The organism is Olleya sp. HaHaR_3_96, from assembly GCF_019278545.1.
Lineage (GTDB): Bacteria > Bacteroidota > Bacteroidia > Flavobacteriales > Flavobacteriaceae > Olleya.
Genome location: NZ_CP058987.1, coordinates 3,147,087 through 3,170,479, shown reverse-complemented (window position 1 = coordinate 3,170,479; position 23,393 = coordinate 3,147,087). Strand labels below are relative to the sequence as shown.

Below are 23,393 nucleotides of genomic sequence, written 5' to 3'. Positions count from 1 at the left end.
ATCAATTAAAATTTATCGCGGTTACCAATGTTTTTTATACCCTGTTGTAAGCTGTTTTTATTCCGTTGTAATATTGATTTCTATTTGCATTGTCTGGAAGTCCTGCGACTTGTCCATCTCCCAATTCCATTATAATCCAACCTCCATTTTTCTTTTTTGCAACGTCCATTGTAAAGAAATTACTATCTATTTTATCTGCTATATTTTGAAAAAAATCAATATCTGGTTTTTCTGAATCATAATTCCCTTCGTCCCAATAATTAAAAATTTGGACAACCTTTTTATTTAAGAAGACAATTCTAAATTCTTTGGTCAAAGGCATTTTGCTTTTGGAGTGTTCAGTTAGAAATTCTAGCGCTATAAACTCTCGGAAAACAATTCCTTCGTTTAAATAATCGCCTCGCAATTCTAAAAACCGATTAACTATTTCTTTAACTTGATGTTTGTCAGATGCGTTCGGAATAAAACAGGCATCATTCCAATTATGTTTTTCAGATTTTACATAATCTTTTACAATTATTGGCTTAATTCCAAATGCGTTAGATAATCTAATAACATTGCTTTCAGTTATGTCTTTAGACCAATTCGATTGTGGTGTCTCATCAATGATTTTGTCATACGACTCTGGTAAATAATGGCAATGTTTGTATTCCGTTGGATTGTTAATCAGCTCAATATTCTTTTTTAAAAGTCCGTTGTAGAATTGTTCGTAAATATTAGGCGTCATCATCCAACCTCTATATATACCTAATTCTTTCTTTTCAGCGTTTTTAATAAACTTTAGCGCACTATTTATATTTCCATCTATCAATTCCTCAAAACTGAAAATTTCAGTTTCAAATCCGTTTTCTTTAGCTGCATCAAATTCAGTTTGATAGTCAGGTTCGACTATTTTATTATCCATGACACTATCGCAAAATATTATTTTCATAGGTTAACTAAAATGGTTTAGGTCGTTGTATAAGATTAGTTGCGTGTTTTAGGAACCTAAATTAGTAAATAAAAACTGAATAGAAAATGAACTGCCCCAGATAGCGTCTAACTTTTTTGGGACAGTTCAAAGTCCTCGAGAATTATCGTAAGTAGGGGAGGATCAGGAAATAAATTATAGACTACTTAAGGGGGATAAGAGTATTTTATTTTAAGAGTGATCATAAACAAAAAAAGCTACTGTTTTGGTAGCTTTTTTATTGAATTTAAATTAACGTCACATGCGTACAAAGTAGGTTTAAGAAGAAATAAACTTTAGGTGTTTTTTAAATTTTGACCTAGCCTCTTGAGTTTATCGCGTAACGGCTTATTTTTTATGGACACTAGTTTTGTTTAAGATTTTATTATTTCATTAAAAAATAGTTCACCTATTTTTACAGGTAAGAGCATACTTTTTACAATGTCTTCTTTTGATTGATTTAAAGCTAATCCTCCAATAGGTTTTTCGGGAACAAATCCTTTGCCAAAAGCACAAGTATCATATAAAAAGAACTCGTAATTTTTATCATTAGAATGGAATACAAGTTTTTTCATTTTACTATTATTTGTACTATCTCCACTTTGTCCACCACCTTTTAAATCAAATGACATAGATTGTTTAAGATTGTCCGTTAACTTGCCTTCTCCAAGGGTTAAGTCTTTTATTTTTGATCTTAAAAACTCCCAATGTTCTTCAGCTTTTTTTGTTCTAAAATTATATTCTATATAATGCAATTTGTCTTCAGTTAAAACTAAAGTATGTATGTTTGTGTTTTCAGAAACAATAGTTGTAGCCATGGTTTTTGCTGTATCCTTTAAGGCGTCTAACATGTTCTTAGGCTGCTTACAATTAATTAAAGATATGAAATCGGACCCTATGATATCTTTTATCGGTTTGAATGTTTCTGGGTCTTCTTTTAGCTCTGAGAAATGTTTTTCAAAATTTTGTTTTACATCTTCATCAGCTTCTAGATAATTTTGTTGATACTGTCCTAGTTTTCCTGATTTTTTTATATAAAATAGGTAGCCAAAAACTCCTGCGATAATTACTAATGGTAATAGGTACGTCATTTTTTTTATTTAAAGTTATTTTTGTTTTTTAATTGCATTATTATTTTTATCCACCTTTATCTTCTTACTTGGTATGATCAAATAGCCCAGTATTGAGAAAATAAATAGCCCTATAAATAGCGTTAAAGTAGAATGATTTTCTTCAAAAAATAAATATACTGATGTTATTCCGTAAAACGGAATGGAAATTAGTAGTAAGTATTTAATTCGTGCTCTCATTTTAATGCTTTTTATTCTAAATTATGGTATTCATTAAACTCATCCCATTTGTGTAATAGAAAAATCTCAATTTTAGCGATCTCACTTGTTGTTAGTATTGTATCGAAATGCCTAACATAAGACACTACATATTTTTGGAAATAATCTTTTGATCCCTCTTTTAATCTAAATTGAAAAGCGTCCCATTCTTGAAATTCTTTTAGGATACTGTCTAAAAACAGGGTCTTGTTGTTTTTATTATCAAGTGATGCTTTAAGGCCTTCTTTTATTAAACTTTTAAATTGTTCTTTACCTGATTGTCCACAACAACTAATATTTCGTGCAATGGCTAATTGATAGGTTTCTTTACACCAACCATATTTTTTAATGATGCTTTTTATATCCCACATCTGTTCAACTTCATGATCAAGGTCGTTTGTCCTTAAAAATTCGATATAATTAGAAATCCACTTTTTATTGCGATCAACTAAGGCAAGTATCGCATAAGTTCCTGCTGGTGGTCCTTCATCATAGTCGTGTGTGATCATAATGCGAGAACCTTCCTCTCCATCATCAGTAACTTTGCAATAGTCCAAAAGTAATGGAGCCAAGTTATTGTACTTTGCGATCTGTTGGAATAAGGCCTTTTCATCAAGAGTCTGATAAACATCCGTGTTGTCAAAAGATATGACTTCAAACTTAATGCTTTCCAACCTATTATCATTATGACGTATCATATTGGTTTGTTGATCAGGATATAGCGTTTTTATGTCTTTAACCGAAGCAATTAGCGTTTCAAGTATTTGTTTTAAATCTGTTTCGGTTAGCTGCGGATCAAGAGTATCTTTAGTCACTATTTTTTCTTGTAGACTCTCTTTTCCTATAAAATCATTGGGAGCTAAACCATATGCTTTTATTGATATCTTTATTTGGGTCATAATAATTACGTTATATTTTTGGTTAATAAGTGATCATTTTATTGCTGTATTAGTCTTTGAAATATAGTAAGTATGCGCTTTAGTCGCGTTCATAATCATGTACAAATGTGATATGAGGACTGCTAGCCATTAAGTTTGGATTTGTGCCTTCAACACCTTCAGGAATGGGCTGGTGGCGCTTGTTGTAATAAGTTTTCCAACTAGGCATTGGGTATCCTGTACTGTCGTTAAAGGTCATGGGATGCGTCAAAAAAGGAATTGCGTCTTTTGGTAAATCTTGAGAAGAAAACATTTTGTAGACTAACTCGGAGCAATAATAAGACTGGTCATCCCATAAAAAAAGCTCGTCATAAGGTGTGTTTATTCTTTCTAGTCCGTATGTTATAGCTTTAGCAATATAAGGTTGGTAATAGCGGTCTAATCTTGCTACTGTGGTTTGCGATTTATTGAATTGGTTTTTATTTCTATTCAGAAACGTTTTTAAGGGCGTTTGACAAACCCCTTCTTTTGGAAAGGCTTCCACTACAAACCATTGGTTATCTTTTTGCATGGCGATGCCAACATGCGAATAATTTTTAGAAAATGAAGTAGCCGTAACGTCTTTAATGGCTTTAGAGATGTCGCTTGTTCCTGTATTTTGAAATAGTAAATCCCCTGGTTCTAATTGAAAAGCAGTACTGTTTTGATTGTTATTACAGCTTGTCAAAACAATGAAAAGTATAAGAAGGCTATAGGTTTGTTTCAGGTGGGTAGTCATGATTGTTTTGTGGTTTGTCTTTAGGGAAGTCAAAATTTTTGGTACCATAACACAGGGATATCAGCGTTGTAATGCTTACTGTTAGCAGTGTATTTAAACTAGAGGTTAATAGTTAATTGGTGCTACTTTAATTTAAGTGATAAATTACTCTTTGATTTCTTTACTAGGAATTGGACGTCTCGCTGGACTTGGGTATATGGGGCTGATAGGAGATACAACCTCTTCTATTAATTCATGCGATACTGTTTTTTAGTTAGTGTTCTTAAATTATAAGACTCTGAAAATTTGATACTAAAAAAAGCGCTATTTTTGTTCTACTAATTCTAAGTATTTATCTTTTCCAATTGTTAAATAATATAAAGGATATAAAAATACGATTCCAGCAAGTATTCCGAATATTAAATTTTTAGTAAAAAGAAGAAGTCCTGCTAATGCCATAAATATAGCTTTAACAATACCTTCATTTTTAAAACTACTAAGCTTTAATAGTATTGTTTTGTCCTCTGTACTAATTATATTTATTTTTTGGCTCCCGCACCAAGCTGATTTTGCATAAATTTCATGTGTACCATTGGCTACTTCGAAGGTTTTATGTTCTTTTCTTATGGTACCAGAATCTTTGCCGTCAATATAAATTTTGGCTCCAGTTGCACTCTCTATTTTAATTTTTCCCATGTCTTATTCTATTATTTTAAGAGGATATCAGATTTTAATTTAAGTCGAAATTAATAGTTTTATTTTATGTAGTCAAGTTTTTATTACTGTAACTAAAAAAAGCGACCTATTTGGTAGCTTTTTTATTTTTAACTTAATAGTCTTTAGACTTGATTTTTAGGCGCTAAGCATATTATTAGGTTATAAAAAGGAGTGACTATTTACTTCATTTTAAAACTATTTTCGATGGTACTAAAACCATCAACGTTTTCTTTTTGATCTTCAAGCGCTTCCTGTTTAAGTATGACAACAGAATTAGTGGCATTACTAAAGGCGTATATTATTCCTTCATGTTTAATGCCTATTGTTTTAAAGTTGAAATGTAATGCTCTAGCTGTAATAGCATTAAACTTACTGTCTTTTATAGTGTCAAAATTCAAGTTTTGAATAAGAGAATTATTTTGTAATTCCGCAATATTCATCATGATAGACTCATCTAACTCAATTAGATTTTCAAATGAAATGATGGTCATAATACCACTAGAGTCTAATCCTTCTTTTTCTACTGACAAATAAAAAATGCCTTTTTCAATCTCTTCGCTTTCTGTGATGTTCCAGTCTTCAGGAAAGTTGAAGGCGAGTATATTATTTTCGAATTTAGTTATAGCGGTTTCGGTAGTTTTAGCTTCTCCCGCATAATGCTCTTTGTTTCTACAACTAGTTATTATTAAAAAGAATAAAAGAGAGGACATTAAGATTTGTTTTTTCATAGTCTTAGTTTAAAAGGCACTTTGTGCCATTGTTTATGGTTAGTGGGTTTGGTTTTGTTTTGTTTACTCCAGGAGTAATTATGTCTTTGTTTTAGGCATTTAATTGTAACTTTTTAGCTAAAACGTGTTAGATTGGAAGAGTTCTGTTGCTATTGCTAAAATATCGCAAAGTGGATAAGCCATTAATGTATGTCTGTCGTTTTTTCCACCTTTTGTTTTTGCTGCATTGTAATAACTAAAACTTGAATTATTAGTCTTATTGAAGATTCCTAAATCAGTTTGTGTTTGTCTGTCTACTATAAATGCCATGGAATGTCAGTGTATTAAAATGGGTATGCAGATACTAATGCAATATCAGTTGTAAGAAGGTAAGAATTGGTTTGATGGTTGTTTTAAAACGAAAGTTAACGATTTTAAGAAAAGTAATAAAGAAACGATTAAAATTAAATAACAGCATTTAAATGTTCCTGTTTAAATAGTTGTTAGTTTTTGTTACCTTAAATCAAGGTCTTGATTATTTTTATTTATTAGTGCCCTGAACTTAAAGTAGAAAAAACAGATTGTGATTAAAAAAGGAATTATGATTGCAAACAAATATTTTAAATCACTACTATTTTCATAATAAATTAGTGTTGAAATGCTCATTGATACCACTGCGATTATTGGAAGTAGGAAAAAAGAAAGGAAATTCAGGTTTCTATTTTTAGCGATGTGTTTCTTTAGGTTAAAAAAGAGGGGTAAAAAACTGAAAGTTAATATTACCGAAATAAAGGCGCACATTAGTTCTGTAAAATAGGGCATATAGCATTTAAAATTAATGATACGATATGTTTCAATTAAGTGAACCAATATAAACGTTGAAATGGAAGAGGTTAGTAGTGTTATCAACCAAATTTTTAATAACTGTTTTTTTACCATTTAAGTTAATGTGGTTTAAATTTTACTAGTATCATCTGTTAGTCTGGCTATTGCAAAGGATACCATTAAGTTTATGTAAAAGTAAACAATAGACTTAGCAATAACAAAATACTTTTCGTTTCTAAAAAGACTAGCATTTCAAAAGACAATTTACATAGTATAACAATGTATTGATGTGAAAAAACGTTTAGATCATGTTTTTGTAGTGTGAAAAGGGGGGTAAAATTACGTGTAACAGCGCGCTAAAAGTCGAGGTAAAGGGCTTGAGTTTTTGTTTCTTAGAATAATGTACAGGAAAAGTCAGTAGATTTTGATTTAATAGTATCTAAATTAAAGTAAGTCCTAATGAGAAATGAATATTAAGACTCTAAAAGGTTTAATAGACTTGATCTATTAAAATGTTTCGAGCTTGTACAATAGTTACCAGTGTTATGTGTTGGTCTTATTTATTGCTCAAGGTTAAATATTAATTCAGGCTTTTCTCCAATGTCATTGATAACGTTAGTAATACACGCTATACCAATATCATCTTTACTAATATTTTTTATTTTGTGTTTTATATAGTCTATTTCAGACTTATTCCAAAACCCAATTAGATTATAGTCCATTTCTGTAAAATTATTATTGTCTTTTAAAGAACGCCCTTCTTTTAAATAATTCCAATATCTAGATAATCTTTTGTCTTTTAATTTTTTAATTATTCTGAAACTATTATTATATCTATGACGTTTTATTAGTGGACCTATTAAGTTTATATTTATCTTACCTATTCCATGGTCACAAAAAGCTAATAGATATTGATAAATTAAGACATCTAATATTCTTTTAGGTACTTTTTCAAGTTCTATAACTTCTCCGTTGTGCTTAAGATAAGATTCTATTTCCTCACTAATAATTCGTTCATTAAATTCGTCTATGGATTCTTTGTTTTCAACTAAAAGCCAATGTTTAAATTCTGAAAATGTTCTAGTGAAATTTTCACATAAACTTTTTCCATCTGTCGTTTCATAAAATGCTATTCGAATTCCCATTTTTTTTCTTTATAACACATAATGTGTTTTTTTAGTTTGTATTAAATAGCTTTAAATATAAAAGTATGCGAGCTATAACGTGATTTAGATTAGCGTTTCAGTACATGTGTGAGTCCTCTCAATATATAAATTAGCAAGAACTATTTGGAATACTCCGGCTTTAATTCAAGTTTCTGTTCTGTATATAGGAAGCGAGTGAATTATTATAGTAGTACTGCCGTTTTGATTTACAGAAACAGATCTAATTTTAACCTCTTTTTTTGAGATGACTGATAAATCAATAATTAATTTCACACCATTTTAAAAAATCGTTAAACACGTCATCCCAGTGTTCTTCATAGACTTCGTTATCAGATTTTGGCAGTATAGCAAACGAATGGTCTAATTTTGGATACACTTTAAAAGTCAAATTAGTTTTTTGATGTCTAATAAATTCAATAGGTATTAAATATGCCGATTCTATTGGAACAGCTTTGTCTTTTGCTCCGTGTGCAACATATATAGGAATATTAATTTTTAATAAATTATCTATTGATGGCTCGACGGAGGTACTCCATTTTCTATAAGAATGTCCTATCCATTTTTTTGTCAAACTATTAGGATCTTTATAGATGTCTTTTACTTCGTTAAAAACTTTTTCGGTTTCTATAATCGATTCCTCTTCAGTCATTTCTCCTCTTTGAACATATTTTCTAATATCAAGTATAAAATCGTAGTATTGTGCATTTCCACTTCCTGAAAAATAACCAATAGCTGTTATTTTATTATTGATTGTTCCAAGTTTTGCAACGACTTCTGTGCCTTCTGAATGGCCAAGTGCAATAATTTTGCCTTTATTTTGTAACCTGTTATTTGATAGGTAATTTACAACTTCATTAGCTTGCCAAACTCTATAATTTAAGTTGTCATTTTCATAAAATGCTTTTGGGGTTTTAAAATCATTTCCAAATATTTCAAAAGGAATACTTTTTTTAGAAATGGCAACTAACAAATAATCTGTAGTAAACGCTTCTAAATTAAAGGGTAAGGTTTTATGTACCTCGAGATATTTATTAATTTTTGGTTCCTCATTTTTCGAAGTTTTAACGGTATCAATATGTCTAATTAATTTATAAAAAGGATCACTTCCTGACCCTTGACTATATAAAAGGATTCCCTTTTTGGGAGTCATATCTCCGTTTGAATACGTATGAAAGTGTATTGTATCATTATTCTTTACTATTGTATAATGTTCAAATTTATGTTCAAAATATTTTTTTTGACCAAAAGTTTGACAAACAAAAATTAAAGATATTATAATAGAAAGATTTAATTTCATGGTTTTCTTATGTTCTATAAAGACGAATTAAATTGTAAACTGTTGCATAAAATGCGTGTCAGCATCATTTTATATCGTTAATTGTGGTTTTGTAAGTGAGGGATTTCCCAAGAGAAAATCAGATGTAGTACATCTTGCATCCATTTTTGGTTAAGCCTAAAATAGGAATTTTTTATTTACTGTGTTGTACGTCGTGTTTTATTGTTATCGGGCCAATACATAAGTAATGTTATTATAAGTAAAGTAGGGCAGTAGGTAAACGCTTTTGTTTAAGCATAAACCCTATTTTAAATGTTACCATTTATTTTTTCTTGTCAGTTGTCCAGTTTAAAAAATTAGCGCCTATTTTTTTAGTTTGGATTAAACAACTGACCAGCTATGAGCGCTATACGTTATTGCTATTGTGTTATTCTTCAAAGTTCAGTTATCTATTCAGTGTTGTTAGTGTCAACTATTAAAACGTCTTGTGCTTCAAGATTTCCATCTCTAACGGGATGTCTAATTCTTGTTCAGAATAGTTGATGTAAAGTTAAGTTGTATTTTGTTTTTAATATGAGTTAAGATATATGAAAATATGGTTTCATTTTAATTAAATAGTTTTTTTAATTTATTCCAAAAACCATTGTTATCAGTGCTGTTTTTTGATTTTAAGGGGGAGCGCTTAAAATTTTTGCAGGTTGAAGGTAAAATTTCAAAAACTCTTCGTTTTTAACAAAATATTGACCATAACCCCATATTTGGTCAGTAGAAGATATAAGACCTGAGGTTAATTCAGCGTTAGAAGCACCTATAACAGCACACGTTAAATTTATAACTTTATCTTTTTCTTCAGAACGGTGTAAAAACCATGATTTGTTTATTTTTTTTGCTTTTTCAAACTTATCATCTAAATTAGGAATAGTCTTAGTTTTATCCTTGTATGTATTTAATTTCCACCAAGGATTACCTGGCTCCATTTCTGGGTCATAAATTAAGTCATAATCAGTTTTTATAACACCTGATATTCCTTTTATAGAAAAAATGACCAATTGATTCTTTTTCCATTCAAATATATCTGTTAAATCAACTTCACGATAAGTGTCTTTGTTTTTAGCTTCATCATAGTTTAAAATAGTGACTTGAAGTTTAATTTTCTCTTTGAGTTTAATTATATTCAACGCAGAGTTAATGTGTTTTTCTGACAGGTTTATTATTTCTCTAAACGTAACTTTGGTGTTTTTAGTTGGTATGATTGTTATGGTAGAACTCATCGTATTTATATATGATTTGTTATGTTTAGCATGTGGATTATGATGTAACTATTTGGTTTTTATTTGATGCGTTAAATTCTCGAATACACACAGGATATTTTGAATGAATGGCGACCTTTTCAATAAAAGAAGTGTAAGTACTTTTGTATTATTTCTAAATATAAATAATTAGCTTTTACTGTTGACTATTATAAATGTCAAATGTGATATTTAGCGGGCGATGTAACTACAAACGTACCATGTTTTAGACTGTATTGGCATTAATAATTTTCTCAATTTTTGATTCAATTTCTAATACTTTTTGATTCCAATAGATCTGCGCTTTTTTTGAATCAAATTTTGGTTTGTTTTTAGAACCAGTTTTCATTTCTAAAGGTATTTTACTTAAATAGAACCAATTATGGTGTCTGTCTTTTGCTATTTCGCTTTGATTTTCCGGGTCAGATCTTCGTCTAGCCCAAAATTGCTGTTGTTTAATATAATCCGCTTTTATTTTAGAAAAGTGAGTAATCAATTCGTTAGAATTAGAAGGGATATAGCCAGGACCACTGCAGCCACAAGAATGAAATGTAATCCCTACTTCATACAGCGTAGAAATGTGTTCCCAAGATTTAGTGTCTTTTTTCTTAGGCGATTCAAAGTCTAATCCCATATTCGCCATTAATTCTCCACATTCAGGACATTTAGCGGGATTCTGTGCTTTAGATTTATTAAATCCGTGATAAATATCTTTTTCTAATCTTCTTTTAAATGTTTTTCTACACTTAAAACAGGCATAATGAGGTTTATAAGCTATCATTCCATATCTACACATACTTAAATTTTATTTAGCAGTCAAACTTTATAATATTGTAATAATAAAGATAATAATAATATGCGTTTTCATTATTTGTGGATTGTATAAGTTTAGTAGCATTTTAGTGCGCGGCTTATTTTCTGTAGGAAAGTCATCAGTAATAAAAAGCAACGTCGATTTGATTAGACTAAAATAAGTAATTAAATTTTTATAGAATTGACATTAATTTGCTAAAGCACATAAAGTTGCATTCACGTAAAATTTTGCGTTGTAATTATAGCTTAAATAAGGATGAGTTGCTTTTAAATCTTCCGTTAATTTAGTTCTGAAAACAAGCTAATATCACTTTTATGAGGTCATTCGAGTACTTACATACACAGAAGAATTCTCTGTTTTTGTAAAGTTTAGTATTTAGTTATATAGGATTATCGTTACCACAGAATTTGGATTGTTTAAAGTACTGATTCTGAAAGATTATAATATATCAAAAGGTATATCCAAAAAGGATGGTATTATTGCTTGATCCCTATAGAACCATCTGGAGAAGGAGAAAGGACATAGGTGAAATCTGGTTGGATAGTGGGCTCATTACGGTGTGAAACAAATAAAATACTGGTCTCGCTTTCCTGTGCTATTTTGTGTATTAAAGCAGAAATAAGCATTGTACCGTCATCATCTACATTAATTAGTGGTTCGTCTAAGATCAATAAAGGCGGATGTTTTATCATCGCTCTTGCTATTAGTATCAAGCGTTGAATAGCAGGTGATAATTTAAGAAAAGAAGTGTTTTTTTCTTGACTTAAATTTAAGACTTCCATCCACTTATTTGCAGTATTGACTTGCGCGGTCGATGGTGTTTGATATAGTCCAATACTATCAAAAAATCCAGAAAGAATCATTTGCGCTACAGTATGGTTTCGTTTAAATAATTCTAACATCGAAGGGCTAATATAGCCAATGCGTTGTTTGATATCCCAAACACTTTCACCACTACCTTTTTTTTTACCAAAAAGGTATAGGTTTTGACCATACCCTTTGGTGTTGTTCCCATAAATCATAGATAGTAACGTCGTTTTACCAGAGCCATTAGGTCCTACTAAATGCCAAAATTCCTTTTTTTTAATGGTCCAATTAATATTTTTTAAAATGCAACGCTCCTCATAACTCACATTTATATTTTTTAACTCCACGAGTACTTCTGGAATATCTGTGTATGTGGTTATCGCAGGTGGAATGTCTTTATCAAAAATAAAGTCATTTTTTTTAAAATTATACTCTTCTATTGCTACCACTGCTTTAAGGGCCTCTTTTTCAAAAATGATCACCTGTGTTATTACTGGCAATAAATCGTCTTGTCTGTTAAAAATAAATACAATAGGCATGTCTTTAGACAGCGCCATTAATTGTTGTTTTAAAGCTAAGACAGACGCTTTGTCTAAGGTTTCATAAGGATTATGTAATACTATAAAATCTGGGCTTTGTTGCAGTAAATAAGCAAGCAATGCTTTTTTTTGCTCACCAGTGGATAATGTTCTTAGACCTCTATTTTTTCCAGAGGTTAACTCAAAATTATCGTATTTGTTTTCTTCTTCAATATATTTTTCTAAAACAGAATTTGAAAATAAAACACCTCTTTTTCCTTCTAATCCTGATAATTTATAGGCACCACTCAATAATTGTGGTAACCAATGCAATTGTGGAGAAAGTGTAGAGTCTTCAATTGCATAATGCTGATGTGATCGTGCCATATATCTATGAATAGGGAAGGACTGTAGTCCTTTTTATTATGGGATTGTATAAAATTAGTTGCGTGGTTTAAGCACTAAATTTAGTAAATAAATTACAGATAGAAAACTAGATCATAACATCAAACATTGTGTAGCTTTAAAGAACAAAATGGATAATGAAAAAGCCTTGAGAATTTGTTGTTTTTAGGGTGTTTCCAGCCTGTAAATATTACAAAGCATGTGAACGCTTTATGATAACTCATTTAAAACTTTAATTTTTTCGTTAGATTTGTTATGGTTTTGTTTTTTGAAATAATAGTAACCTTCACAAGGTTATAGGCTTCCATTTATGCGTGTTAAAATCAAGGTAAATCTTAATTTGCTTGCTAGATTAGAATATTATGGGTTTGTGCAACGGTTACCGATTTTAGCACCAGTATTTATCCTGCTCCGTTGATTCTTTTAAATTTATAAGTGCAATTGGTTTCTATGTCATACTCAAACATTATTGATTGTTCAGAGGTGTGTATAACCTCGTCATCTTCATAAACCAACGAACAATTATTTATTTGAATTCTGAAGGTATTAGTATCTATATCAAAAATGAAAAACAATTTGTCGTCACAATCGTCTTTAGCTATATAATCTAAATCCCAATTTCTGTGTAGTTTATAGTTTTTAGAATAAGTATCATCTTGAGACCCCACTAATTCATCTATATTTATGTTTTGAACAAAATCTTTGAGTTCTTTTTTTAATATAGTATAGCTACCTAAATAATCAAGAGCACCGTATTCAAATTCTAATGCTATTTTTTCTACAATAGCTTCTCTGCAGTCTAAATATTCTCCATAATAGGATTCTGGATAATTATCTTCTTCAAATTCGTCACCTATGTTATCTAAATAGAAGTAAAGCTGTTGATTAAATAAATCAGGAGTTATTATTTTTGTGTTATGAACCCCTCTTTTGATAGTATTATTAAAATTTTCTGGGTCTGAAATAGTTGATGCATTTGTAGTAACCTCGTAACTGCCTTTTATTAAGTCATATTTTTTAGCTGTATGTCCAAACATAATTCGATTGGATGAAGTATAAGTAATTAATTGAAGATTTTTAATTTTTGGATTATACTTTAAATCAAAACTATATATAAAATGTCCAGAACCTTCATTGAGAATTTCCATTGTCAATATATCACCTTTTAACTCTATGTGTGGATGTGCACCATCAAATTCATCACCGCTGATTAATACTATTTTTTGATAATTTGATTTTGTGCTTAAATAAATTAAAATTAATTCACTGCTACCATCTTTATTTTTTACTGACAGAATAGTGTCAGGTATACCATCTTTATCAATATCACCTGTAACCTTATCTATAGCTTCATATCCTTTTGGGATCCTGAAAGGCATTAGTTTAGCTTCGGCAATTTTAAAGGTTTCAATGTTCTTTTTGTCAATAGAATGTAAAACTATTTCTGCATCTTTATTAGGTCTATACCATTTTTTTGTAGAAAAATAGATGTTTAAAGTTTTGTCCTTAAATATATATCCTTTTCTAGCAAAAATTTCATTTCGTAAAATACGTAGTTCTTCATAGGTTTTGCCTTCTAGGTCTTCTGCTGTGAGAATTTTATCAGTTGATACTAAATCAGGATTATCAAGTATTGTATTAACTTTTTTTTCATTTTTACAAGCAACAAAAAAAGAGAATATAAAGTATAAGATTAGCGTTTTTTTCATATTGAAGTTAACGGATTTGTATATGTGTAGTAGTTTATTCCTACTCCCAAAACTTTCGGTTTAGGACTGACTTTTGTTTTATAATTAGACTTTCGTTTTATCACTAAAACTGTTATTCTTTATACACTGTGTTTGTGCCCAGCATGGGCCTCTTTTATTTACGGAAAGGTAAATAATTAATTTAGAGGATACAAGTCCCTATATGCTTAGGAGTACCCCTTAGGCTACGCTCAGGACAGGCTTATTGAAGCATTAGTAAGTCGCAAGGGTGAAAAGCTCTTTGGAGTGATGATTTACGAACCGCCATAGTTGCACACATACGGTGGTGTGAGAGGCGCATTCTTACTATTTTAGTCGGAGCCGTCTACTCGATTAGTAAAAGTTGTTGTACACATTTTAATCTTGTTGATAATCTCTCTTTTTATCATATTTTATGAATTTCCAATTATTGTTATTGTTAAATATTTTTAATTTATATTCTCCAATACCTTCTTGAAAATTTTGACCCACATTAGAATATATTGTGTCTTTCTTTATAATTAAGCTAGAGATATGTTCTGAGCCATAATCATTATCGAAAAAGGTTAAAATATCTTCTTTCGTTGATTCGCTATCGTAAATTAAAGAGTAATTTTTATCGGATTTAATTAAAATATTATTTACTGAAAAACAACCTGAAAGTTCGTGAATCGAGGTTCTTGAATTAGTTAAAAAATTTTCAGCAAAGACAAAATTTATTTTCTTCGTTTTGTATGTTTTATGTTCGTTACTATTTACTTGTAATATGTTTCTTCCAAAAACAATTATTTCTTCGTTCTTGTATATAATTTTTAAGAATTTGCCCCATTCACAATGTTCTTTCCAATAATTTCCTATTGGTTTTCGAGTTTCTGGTCGGTCGAATTTTGTTACACTTAAAATAATAACTTCACTTATTTTATTAATATTTATTTGGCGTGTTATATTTAAGTTAATATCATAAATATCATAAATTCCATTTAGTAATAAGCCTTTGGGATTTGAAGTTTTAATAAAATGAGAAGGAGTTAATTCTGCAATTTTTTGTGGGTCTAGTTCCCAAGCTGACTTTAAGAAGCCATCAAAAACATATCCTGTTTTATTTGAGTTTTTTGCTTTTACTTTAACCCAATCCCCTGTTATTTCTTTACCATCATCAGTAATAGTTAATTCAATATCTGTGCGGTCAATAATTTCAACTTCAGTTCCATATGGAAATTTATAAATAATTTTCCCATTTGGTACTTCTCTGCATAGAAGACCACTTTCGGCAGTAACATATGAACCATTAAAATCTTCTAGTTTTTCTTTAGGATTATTGAAGTTAAGAAAAAAAATAGCGATTAATATAATGATTGATTTCGTCATAGATGATTTTAATTTTTGCTAACGTCTCGGCTCGTATGTTAGTACGGGATTTAAAAGTAATTAATTTACGAATAAGCACTTAGCCAAATCAAAAGATTTGGCAGACTTGGTTAAAAAGCACCAAACCCCCAATTAATTATAGCCATTGTTTGTGCCCAGCATGGGTCTCTTTTATTTACGGAAAGGTAAATAATTAATTTAGAGGATGCAAGTCCCTTATGCACAGAAGTAACCCTTCGGCTACGCTCAGGACAGGCTTATTGAAGCATTAGTAAGTCACAAGGGTGGAAAGCCCTATGGAGTGATGATTTATGAACCGCCGTATACGTTCCTGAACGCTATTGCTAGTAGTAATAGAGACGAAAGGACCAACGTAGTTACTTACGTACGTTGGTGTGAGAGGCGCACTCCTGTTATTTTACTTGGAGCTGTCTACTCGATTATGTCCTTTTTTCTTTCATACTTATTATTCTTGTTTTTACGCCTAAATATCATGCTCTTATAACATTTTATTAAAATTCAACTTATTAACTCCTCAACTTTGAATTGTCTAATGATCTGGAATAATACGTTCAGGTAATTTTACGTGTTTTCGAAATTCAGGTATTTATACTTTAAAAAGCACTCCATTATTATCAGATATTTGTAACGTAATCAAAATCAAAATATTCGATTGAGTAGCTACAATAAAATTGTGATTACAAAGGTGGAACCCTGAAAAACCTATTTTAAAAGAGTAGGGAAAATACTATTATTTATGATTACTTACCAAAATTTTTGTCCTCCTACAATGGGGCAAACCCTTGTTCCAGAGCTTTGTCCTCAGTCAAGTCAACAAATGAATCCTCATAATAACATTGGAAATCATGAAAACCAAAATAATGGAGGAGTTACTGTTCAACCACAGATGGGAGCACCAGCACATGCAGTCCCACCGGTTTATCATCAAACAGGTACCCCGGCACATACAGTCCCACCAGTTTATCATCAAGCAGGTAATACTGTTATGATGCCAACTCGTACAGGTTGTGCTTCAATGTTTTGTCCTACAGCATTGGTCCTTAATTGTTAATGAATAAAAGGAGAATGAAATAAAAAGTTATATAATAATTAGAAAAATAAATAACTGGAACACTTATTTAAATAAGTGTTCCAGTTTTAATCCTCACACATAGTATGCGATTGACAAATAATAATTTAATATCCTATTTAATTAATAAAGCCTTTGTAAATGCTAATGATGTTATAACAGGGGATTTTATTTTCCACCAAATTATAAGTCGTAACAGTATTTTTAAAGTGGCTCTGGGTAAAGGCAATGGTCTATTTATAAAGCAATTACAAAACATGAGTGCTCATGAAATATATTGGATGCAAAAAGATGCAACAACTCATTATTTATTTCATAAAAGTGAATGTTATCGAGAAACTCAAAAATATATTCCAAAGTATCATGGATACGATCCTTTATCTCACGTATTGGTTCTAGACTTTTTTAAAGAAGCAACAGATTTATATAATCTAGTTACAAAGTATCAAGTATTATCTCATCAACATGCTGAACAAATAGCTGATATTTTTATCAGTTTTCATAAGGATATTGAAGAAGAAATAGTAAATAATAAATCACTACAGTTTTATAATAGAGAAGTACCATTTATTTTACGGTTACCTGAATTCGCCGATAAGCAGAATCCTAAAGAAAAAATTTTTGAGATAATTAAAAACGATGAAATATTAAGAGAGGGGCTGAGCCAATTATATATGGAATGGAAAGGTAACAGCTTAATTCATGGAGATATTAAATTAGCTAATTTTTTAGTAACCAATCAAGGTCATTATGAAGAGGTAAAGCTTATTGACTGGGAAACTTCTAATATTGGAGATCCGCTTTGGGATGTGGCAGGTTTAGTTCAAAGTTATTTAAGTATTAGCATATTTAGTCAATACCTAAATTTAAATGAACTAGATACGGATGGTAAAAAAGAAATAAGTTTAGTGGAATATAAAAGTGTCTTAAGGACTTTTTGGAAACGTTATTCTAATTATTACGCATGGAATGAAGAACTAGAAAATGTACAGATGAAGATAATGCGATTTACCGCGGCACGCTTATTACAAACGGCAAAAGAGTTTAATCCAAATAATTCTGATGATTTAGTTTCTGGAACAATTCAAATTATCGATTTGGCACGAACAATTTTTAAAGACCCCGAAGTTGCAGTTCATAACTATTTAAGTGGAATAAAATAAAAACAGTCAGATATGAAAAGCAAATTATCTACATATGAAAAACAATTAAATAAGTTGTTGTCTACTATTGAAGTTACGTCAAGTTCTAGTTATAAGATAGAAGAAGAATTAATTAAAGTTTATCAGCAAAATCCATGTTATAATTATTTCAAATCATTATCCGATTTTGGTCAACATGAACAGGCAGATGCAACATTAATACGCAAGCAGTTACATCAACACTTGAGTAATACTTTATATACTCGATTTTACTGTGGTGTTGATAAAGAAGATGTTAATTTAAAATTGCCCGATAATAGAGAACGCAATGCTTTTATGAAAAATTTAAGTTTGCGTAATAATTCTCTACAAAATTTAGATAAAAGATGGGTGATTTATTCGATTGATAATAACGGGGTTATGTATGCTGAGAAAAATGGTGATTTGCGTCCAGTTATACCGAATACTTATACTACAGAATCCGAGGAAGCTGTAATGGAAGTAGGTCAAAATATAAATTTTTACAGGCAAAAAGAGAAGTTTGATGTACAACCTGTTTTTTACTATGTATTTGGAAATGAATATTTAACTAATGATTGTGATAAAATTAGGGTTTATTGGAATATTTCTCCAGAAGCCGCAGGTGATTTAGTCCATGAAATAACAAGTGTATTAAATAAGTATCGAATTCCTTTTCATTTTAAATGCTTAAATCATCCTGATTTGTATAAACGTAATGATAGTGCAGTTTTGTATATTAATGTGGAGCATCTATCCATTGTAAGTCTTTTAATAAAACCCATTATAACTGTGTTAAAACAAAGTTTAGTAAATAGAATACCATTGTTTACTAAAAAAATAGCACCAGGAGTTTCTATTGCTGAAGACCCAGGTTTGGGTCAGAGTTTTGGTATGAATCGATCAGAATTGATTGCAGAATCATTAATAAAAGCAAAAGAGGATGCTATTGATGATATAATAGCGCGCAACCTTTTTGTTAAACAGTTTCTAATGAATAATGGAATTAGTATAAAACGCATTTATTTAAATCCTCATAGCAATGAGTTAATTTTTGAGAAAATATGATAAAGTGTATAAAGGAACAAAAGGAAGAACAAAGTATAAAAGAACGCCCATTTTTAAACACGGCCTATAACATAGCTAAACAATTAGCTAAAGAAGCTATTTGGTCAGCTGATGGTTGCTGTAATTGGCAAGGAAGTGCAATTGAACATGTAAATGGCAGTTACCTTATGGTAAATAGAACATTTAAATCGGACTTATATAACGGATTATCGGGTATTGCTTTATTTCTGGCCGAATTTTTAGCAAAGAAAAAAGATGAAATACTACAACTAGTTTTAGAGGGGACTATAAAGAATATATTATTACAATCTAAAACAGCTCCGTTGGAATGTAAATTGGGATTGTATTCAGGACAACTTGGGGTAGGCTTTACTTTATGGAGAATAGGAATCCTTAATAACAATATTGTTTGGAAAGAAGCAGGATTGAACATGGTTCGTAGCTTAAAAGAAGAAGAAATTAGTGATATTGATGTAATAACTGGAGTAGCAGGAGCTATAGCTCCGTTGTTAAAAATGCATAAAGCGGAGCAAGACGATACTTTTTTAAAATTAGCCATTAGTTTTGGAGAATTCCTCATTAAAGAAGCTAGTAAAAATGAAACTTCATGGACATGGAAAACAATGCTGTCAAGACCTGGTTTAGCGGGGTATTCACATGGAAATGCAGGTATAGCTTTGGCTATATTAGAGCTTTGGCAAAAAACAAGAGATGAAAAATATTATCAGGCAGCTTTTATGGGGTTTCAATATGAACGAGAGCTTTTTAATAAGGAAGCTAATAATTGGCCAGATTTACGAGATTGTAAAGAACAAAAGTTATATAGATCAAAAGACCTATACACAAAAGTTATGTGGTGTCATGGAGCTGCTGGTATCGGTTTGTCTCGCCTTGCTGCTTATCAAATGACTTCAGATTTGGATTTTTTACAAGAAATTCGAATAGCAATGGAAACGACCTCGAAAGATATTATTAGTCAATTAAATAAGAGTGAATCAATTAATTATTCATTATGTCATGGAATGGCAGGGAATGCCGATATTCTTTTAAGTGGAGGGTTGCTATTAAATGAAATGAATTATATTCAATTAGCTCAGCAAGTGGGGATGTTAGGAATAGAACGTTACGATAAAAATGGAAAAGCATGGCCAAGTGGTGTAAATGATCCCAATGGGTTTTCTATAAACGAGAATGAAACGCCTGGATTATTATTAGGTTTAGCTGGCACAGGTTATTTTTACTTACGATTAGCTTTTCCTGATGAAATTGAAAGTGTTTTATTAATTCGTTAAGATAGAAGTTAAATCTGGGTGATCATGTCTAGTCCTGAAATATGGCTACAGGTTAAAAATTGAATTGAGCTGATATTTTATATACCATATTAGGTATTTAATAATCTAAAGATAAATGCAATCTTACTTCGTTGTATGGATTAATTACATTTTGCTTAGCGCTCTTAGCATGTCTTACGCTATTGTATTTGATAGTTCTGGAAGACACTAGAACGCATGTGTAAAAATGGGATTCCATTAATTGTAGAGACTGGACAAGCTTATGCTTGAAGTAGAAGTAGAAGTAGAAGTAGAAGTAGAAGTAGAAGTAGAAGTAGAAGTAGAACCAGAATGGGAGGTTGGGCAGTAGCTCAAAGTGCTATTTTAAAGATTACTATTACAACTTCAAGACTTAAACGAAAAGGGTATAAATCTTTGTTAGATTATAGTAATATAAGCAAACTTCAATTTGGTGAACCGCCGTATACGTTCCTGAGCGCTATTGCTGGTAGCAATAGAGGCGAAAGGACTAACGTAGTTGCGTATGTACGGTGGTGTGAGAGGCGCACTCCGGCTATTTTAGTCGGAGCCGTCTACTCGATTGGCAACTGCTTTATTTCAACCAAGTCATTGCCTTTGATGCATATATAATTTTAGAACTTTCTTTATTTCCTTCAAAAAAGTCTGTTTCTTCCATATTAATTAGTTCTTTAGCTTTGATTTTTGGGTTATTATCTAAGACAGTTTTTAAATGTTGCATTTTAGGTAAATCCATACATTTTTTCTGAAGGAAAGATTTCCATTCCGATTCTTCTTTAAAAATAATTTTTCTTCCGAATTCTGTTAGATTTCTGTTTTCATCAATAATATTAAGCAGTAATAAATCTCTATAATATCTGCTACTAATTGAACTCTTGTCAATTAACAAAAGAGGTAAGGTTTGAAGGATGTCTTTTAGGGAACTTTTTGGTAAAAACTTTTTCAATTCTTTTTGAGTGATTTTTTGAATATTTTTACCTCTACCTTTTCTAGGTGTTATTAATTTATTTTTGATATCAAGATTTGAAAGCATAAACCAATTTATTAAGTTCTTTGCATACGCATCCCACGTATTGTCTTGAAACTCCTGTTTAAAAATTGATTTTAATATTATTATTACCTCATTTTTTGATATTGAATTTTGTTTAAGTTTAATCAATGCCAAATAAGGCGTGTAGTTTTGAAACTTAAATGTTATAAACTCAATGAATGCTTCTTTAGTTATTTCTATGTTTTTTGTTACAGAGTAAAGTTCATTTTCTTTTTGAATTATACCTAAGTTTTTTAATTCAATTAAAATGTTATTTAAAGTTTCTGAGCCAATTTCTTTAGAATGATTTAAGAGTAAAGAATCAATAGATTCTTTTTTTTGAGTTTTAAATAATAGAAAAACTTCTAAGCATAGATTAACTCCTTGTCTTAGTAAATAACTTTCTCCAATTGTTGGTATCTCACCAGTTACCAAATAATCCCTATAAATATCCCAGTATATGTTATAATTAGCACCTGAACGAATAATTAGTCGTTTATGTAAAAGAGATGATATTGTTTCCCCGTTAATTAAATCACCAACTTCTGATTCGTCAAAGAAATTTCCCTCATAAGCCCTTTTTGCAATGAGTTTTAAGGCTTTTAATTCATCAGGACTTTGTCTTTCTTGGTCTTTTTGAAATAAATCAAGAATATTCAGGTTTGATTCGACTAGGTTTTCCTTATCTAATCCAGATTGCATTTGGTCGTAAATGTGGATGCATAATTTTTTTGTTAACCAAGGCAATCCTTGAGAACTTTCTATAATTCTATCTTTTATGCTTTTACTTAATTTACCAACAGAGCCTTCAAGTTGTTTAATGACTCCTTCAATTTCTTTTTCTCCGAATTCACTAATATTAAATTCTCTAGCTTGTTCTTTCGCTTGTTGCCAAATATGGTAAGAAGGGTCAGCACTATGAATAAAAAAATCTGTTTTCCAAGAAAATCCAACAATCAGATTTGGTTTTTTATCAGTTATGTCTGTTAAAAATTTATAAAATGTTTTAAAATAATCTTTCTTTCTAAAGACATCTTCAAATTGGTCGAAAATTAAAACTAAAAACTTGTTTTCGCTTTTTAATTTATCAAAAAATTTCACAACTGTTTCAGATGATAGTAAATCTGTGTTTGATGTGAATATTACATCATTAAAGAAAATGTCTTTTTTGATGAAATTTTCTGTTACAGCTTGATTGATTAATTTCTTAAAAGACAATGCTACGAAATTATCGGAAATGGCACTACGAGTATCTATAGCGATTGAAAAAAATTGATTTCTATAATATTTGTTTTTTGTTCTTTCTTTGAGTTCTAAAACTAAAGAACTTTTACCCCAACCAGATTTTCCGTTTAAATAGAAAATTCTTTTTTTTGATTTATTACCTTTTATTTCTTTGAAGTAGCTGAGTATTTGTGTTCTTATTTCATCTCTTCCTACAAAATGATTATTTTCAGATGATGCAGGTAAATAGTCAAACCAATTTTCACTTTCTTGTACTTCGGAAATAGTTTCAATTTCCTTTTCAATAATTACCGAGTTGTTTTTTGAATATTCGGTAAAATTATCAATTAAGTTTAGTTCTTTTATTTCTGAAATTCTTGATTGTAATATGTCAATTTTTTCAGGTTCAATTTTATCTTGATTTTTAACTGCATTCACAATGATAAAACTAGTAGGTAGCGCGTTAGATTCATTTATTAAGTAAATAAAATAATCTCCTAAATAGGTTACAGCTAAAATCCTTTTAGATATAATGAAGTTAGTTAAATCTGATTTTGGCTCGAAAATCATTTTTGCATCCGAGAGCATATTTATCATATCATTTGGCTCAAAAAATGTCAGATTTTTATATTTGTCTTTTCCTCTTATTTCAGATAATAAGGCTCCAGCTTGACTTTCTAACTCACGTGTTCTAAAGAAGTAACCTTTATCTATTTCTTTGAAATCAACATTAAAGGCAAACTTTGATAATTCATCGGACTTAACTTTTTCTTTGGCTTTACATTCTACATATAAAGTTTCTTTAGTGTGCTTATGTTCTGCAACTAAATCAATTTCCATTCCAGAGAAATTTATGTTTCCACGTATTTCATAATGATGTAATGAGAGAAGGTTTCTTACCAAGTCTTCAAAGCAATTTCCTTTAACTTTATTGGCTTTTTCATCTTGAATTATAATCCTAACTTCATTTTTCATTCAAT

The 23,393-nt window shown here is 30.3% G+C and carries 20 protein-coding genes; 4 read left to right on the top strand and 16 right to left on the bottom strand.

The features are described 5' to 3' along the window. Positions 1 to 34 precede the first annotated feature (34 nt). The 15 genes from H0I26_RS13900 to H0I26_RS13830 form a co-directional block, all read right to left on the bottom strand. Complete coding sequence (locus H0I26_RS13900) at positions 35 to 931, bottom strand: ATP-grasp domain-containing protein (RefSeq protein WP_218699624.1); 897 nt, start codon at positions 929 to 931, stop codon at positions 35 to 37. 392 nt (positions 932 to 1,323) lie between these two features. Then, entirely contained in the window at positions 1,324 to 2,040 is a 717-nt protein-coding gene (locus H0I26_RS13895; RefSeq protein WP_218699623.1) for a hypothetical protein, read from the bottom strand. Positions 2,041 to 2,055: 15 nt separating this feature from the next. After that, entirely contained in the window at positions 2,056 to 2,259 is a 204-nt protein-coding gene (locus H0I26_RS13890) for a hypothetical protein (RefSeq protein WP_218699622.1), read from the bottom strand. A gap of 11 nt (positions 2,260 to 2,270) precedes the next feature. After that, complete coding sequence (locus tag H0I26_RS13885) at positions 2,271 to 3,176, bottom strand: hypothetical protein (protein ID WP_218699621.1); 906 nt, start codon at positions 3,174 to 3,176, stop codon at positions 2,271 to 2,273. Positions 3,177 to 3,255: 79 nt separating this feature from the next. Further along, positions 3,256 to 3,933 carry a YiiX/YebB-like N1pC/P60 family cysteine hydrolase gene (locus H0I26_RS13880; RefSeq protein ID WP_256935131.1) on the bottom strand — a complete coding sequence of 226 codons (678 nt, stop codon included), beginning with the start codon at positions 3,931 to 3,933 and terminating at the stop codon, positions 3,256 to 3,258. Between the two features lie 303 nt (positions 3,934 to 4,236). Continuing rightward, the gene (locus H0I26_RS13875) at positions 4,237 to 4,608 is read right to left on the bottom strand and encodes a hypothetical protein (protein ID WP_218699619.1); all 372 of its coding nucleotides are present in this window, start codon (positions 4,606 to 4,608) and stop codon (positions 4,237 to 4,239) included. A gap of 200 nt (positions 4,609 to 4,808) precedes the next feature. Further along, positions 4,809 to 5,357, bottom strand: a complete 549-nt coding sequence (locus H0I26_RS13870; protein ID WP_218699618.1) for a hypothetical protein — start codon at positions 5,355 to 5,357, stop codon at positions 4,809 to 4,811. A 117-nt stretch (positions 5,358 to 5,474) separates the two neighbouring features. Beyond that, positions 5,475 to 5,666 carry a hypothetical protein gene (locus H0I26_RS13865; protein ID WP_218699617.1) on the bottom strand — a complete coding sequence of 64 codons (192 nt, stop codon included), beginning with the start codon at positions 5,664 to 5,666 and terminating at the stop codon, positions 5,475 to 5,477. 1,055 nt (positions 5,667 to 6,721) lie between these two features. Next, entirely contained in the window at positions 6,722 to 7,306 is a 585-nt protein-coding gene (locus tag H0I26_RS13860) for a hypothetical protein (protein WP_218699616.1), read from the bottom strand. Positions 7,307 to 7,583: 277 nt separating this feature from the next. Beyond that, the gene (locus H0I26_RS13855; protein WP_218699615.1) at positions 7,584 to 8,624 is read right to left on the bottom strand and encodes a dienelactone hydrolase family protein; all 1,041 of its coding nucleotides are present in this window, start codon (positions 8,622 to 8,624) and stop codon (positions 7,584 to 7,586) included. Positions 8,625 to 9,271: 647 nt separating this feature from the next. Then, the gene (locus tag H0I26_RS13850) at positions 9,272 to 9,874 is read right to left on the bottom strand and encodes a hypothetical protein (protein ID WP_218699614.1); all 603 of its coding nucleotides are present in this window, start codon (positions 9,872 to 9,874) and stop codon (positions 9,272 to 9,274) included. Between the two features lie 244 nt (positions 9,875 to 10,118). Then, the gene (locus tag H0I26_RS13845; protein WP_218699613.1) at positions 10,119 to 10,688 is read right to left on the bottom strand and encodes a hypothetical protein; all 570 of its coding nucleotides are present in this window, start codon (positions 10,686 to 10,688) and stop codon (positions 10,119 to 10,121) included. Positions 10,689 to 11,182: 494 nt separating this feature from the next. After that, positions 11,183 to 12,418, bottom strand: coding sequence for an ATP-binding cassette domain-containing protein (locus H0I26_RS13840; protein WP_218699612.1), 1,236 nt, complete (start codon positions 12,416 to 12,418; stop codon positions 11,183 to 11,185). 419 nt (positions 12,419 to 12,837) lie between these two features. Next, the gene (locus tag H0I26_RS13835; RefSeq protein WP_218699611.1) at positions 12,838 to 14,145 is read right to left on the bottom strand and encodes a YARHG domain-containing protein; all 1,308 of its coding nucleotides are present in this window, start codon (positions 14,143 to 14,145) and stop codon (positions 12,838 to 12,840) included. A gap of 396 nt (positions 14,146 to 14,541) precedes the next feature. After that, positions 14,542 to 15,531: an SH3 domain-containing protein gene (locus H0I26_RS13830; protein ID WP_218699610.1), complete on the bottom strand. Its 990-nt coding sequence runs from the start codon at positions 15,529 to 15,531 to the stop codon at positions 14,542 to 14,544. A gap of 790 nt (positions 15,532 to 16,321) precedes the next feature. Here H0I26_RS13830 and H0I26_RS13825 point away from each other — a divergent pair. The 4 genes from H0I26_RS13825 (at position 16,322) to H0I26_RS13810 (ending at position 20,141) form a co-directional block, all read left to right on the top strand. Further along, positions 16,322 to 16,603, top strand: a complete 282-nt coding sequence (locus H0I26_RS13825; protein ID WP_218699609.1) for a hypothetical protein — start codon at positions 16,322 to 16,324, stop codon at positions 16,601 to 16,603. A gap of 110 nt (positions 16,604 to 16,713) precedes the next feature. Next, on the top strand, positions 16,714 to 17,784 hold the full coding sequence (locus H0I26_RS13820; protein ID WP_218699608.1) for a phosphotransferase: 1,071 nt from the start codon (positions 16,714 to 16,716) through the stop codon (positions 17,782 to 17,784). Positions 17,785 to 17,796: 12 nt separating this feature from the next. Continuing rightward, positions 17,797 to 18,849, top strand: coding sequence for a T3SS effector HopA1 family protein (locus tag H0I26_RS13815; protein ID WP_218699607.1), 1,053 nt, complete (start codon positions 17,797 to 17,799; stop codon positions 18,847 to 18,849). Next, the gene (locus H0I26_RS13810; protein ID WP_218699606.1) at positions 18,846 to 20,141 is read left to right on the top strand and encodes a lanthionine synthetase LanC family protein; all 1,296 of its coding nucleotides are present in this window, start codon (positions 18,846 to 18,848) and stop codon (positions 20,139 to 20,141) included. The genes H0I26_RS13815 and H0I26_RS13810 overlap by 4 nt, the downstream gene beginning before the upstream one ends. Positions 20,142 to 20,733: 592 nt before the next feature. On the opposite strand, the gene H0I26_RS13805 is transcribed toward H0I26_RS13810, so the two are convergent. After that, positions 20,734 to 23,388, bottom strand: a complete 2,655-nt coding sequence (locus H0I26_RS13805) for an ATP-binding protein (RefSeq protein WP_218699605.1) — start codon at positions 23,386 to 23,388, stop codon at positions 20,734 to 20,736. Between the last annotated feature and the right edge of the window lie 5 nt (positions 23,389 to 23,393).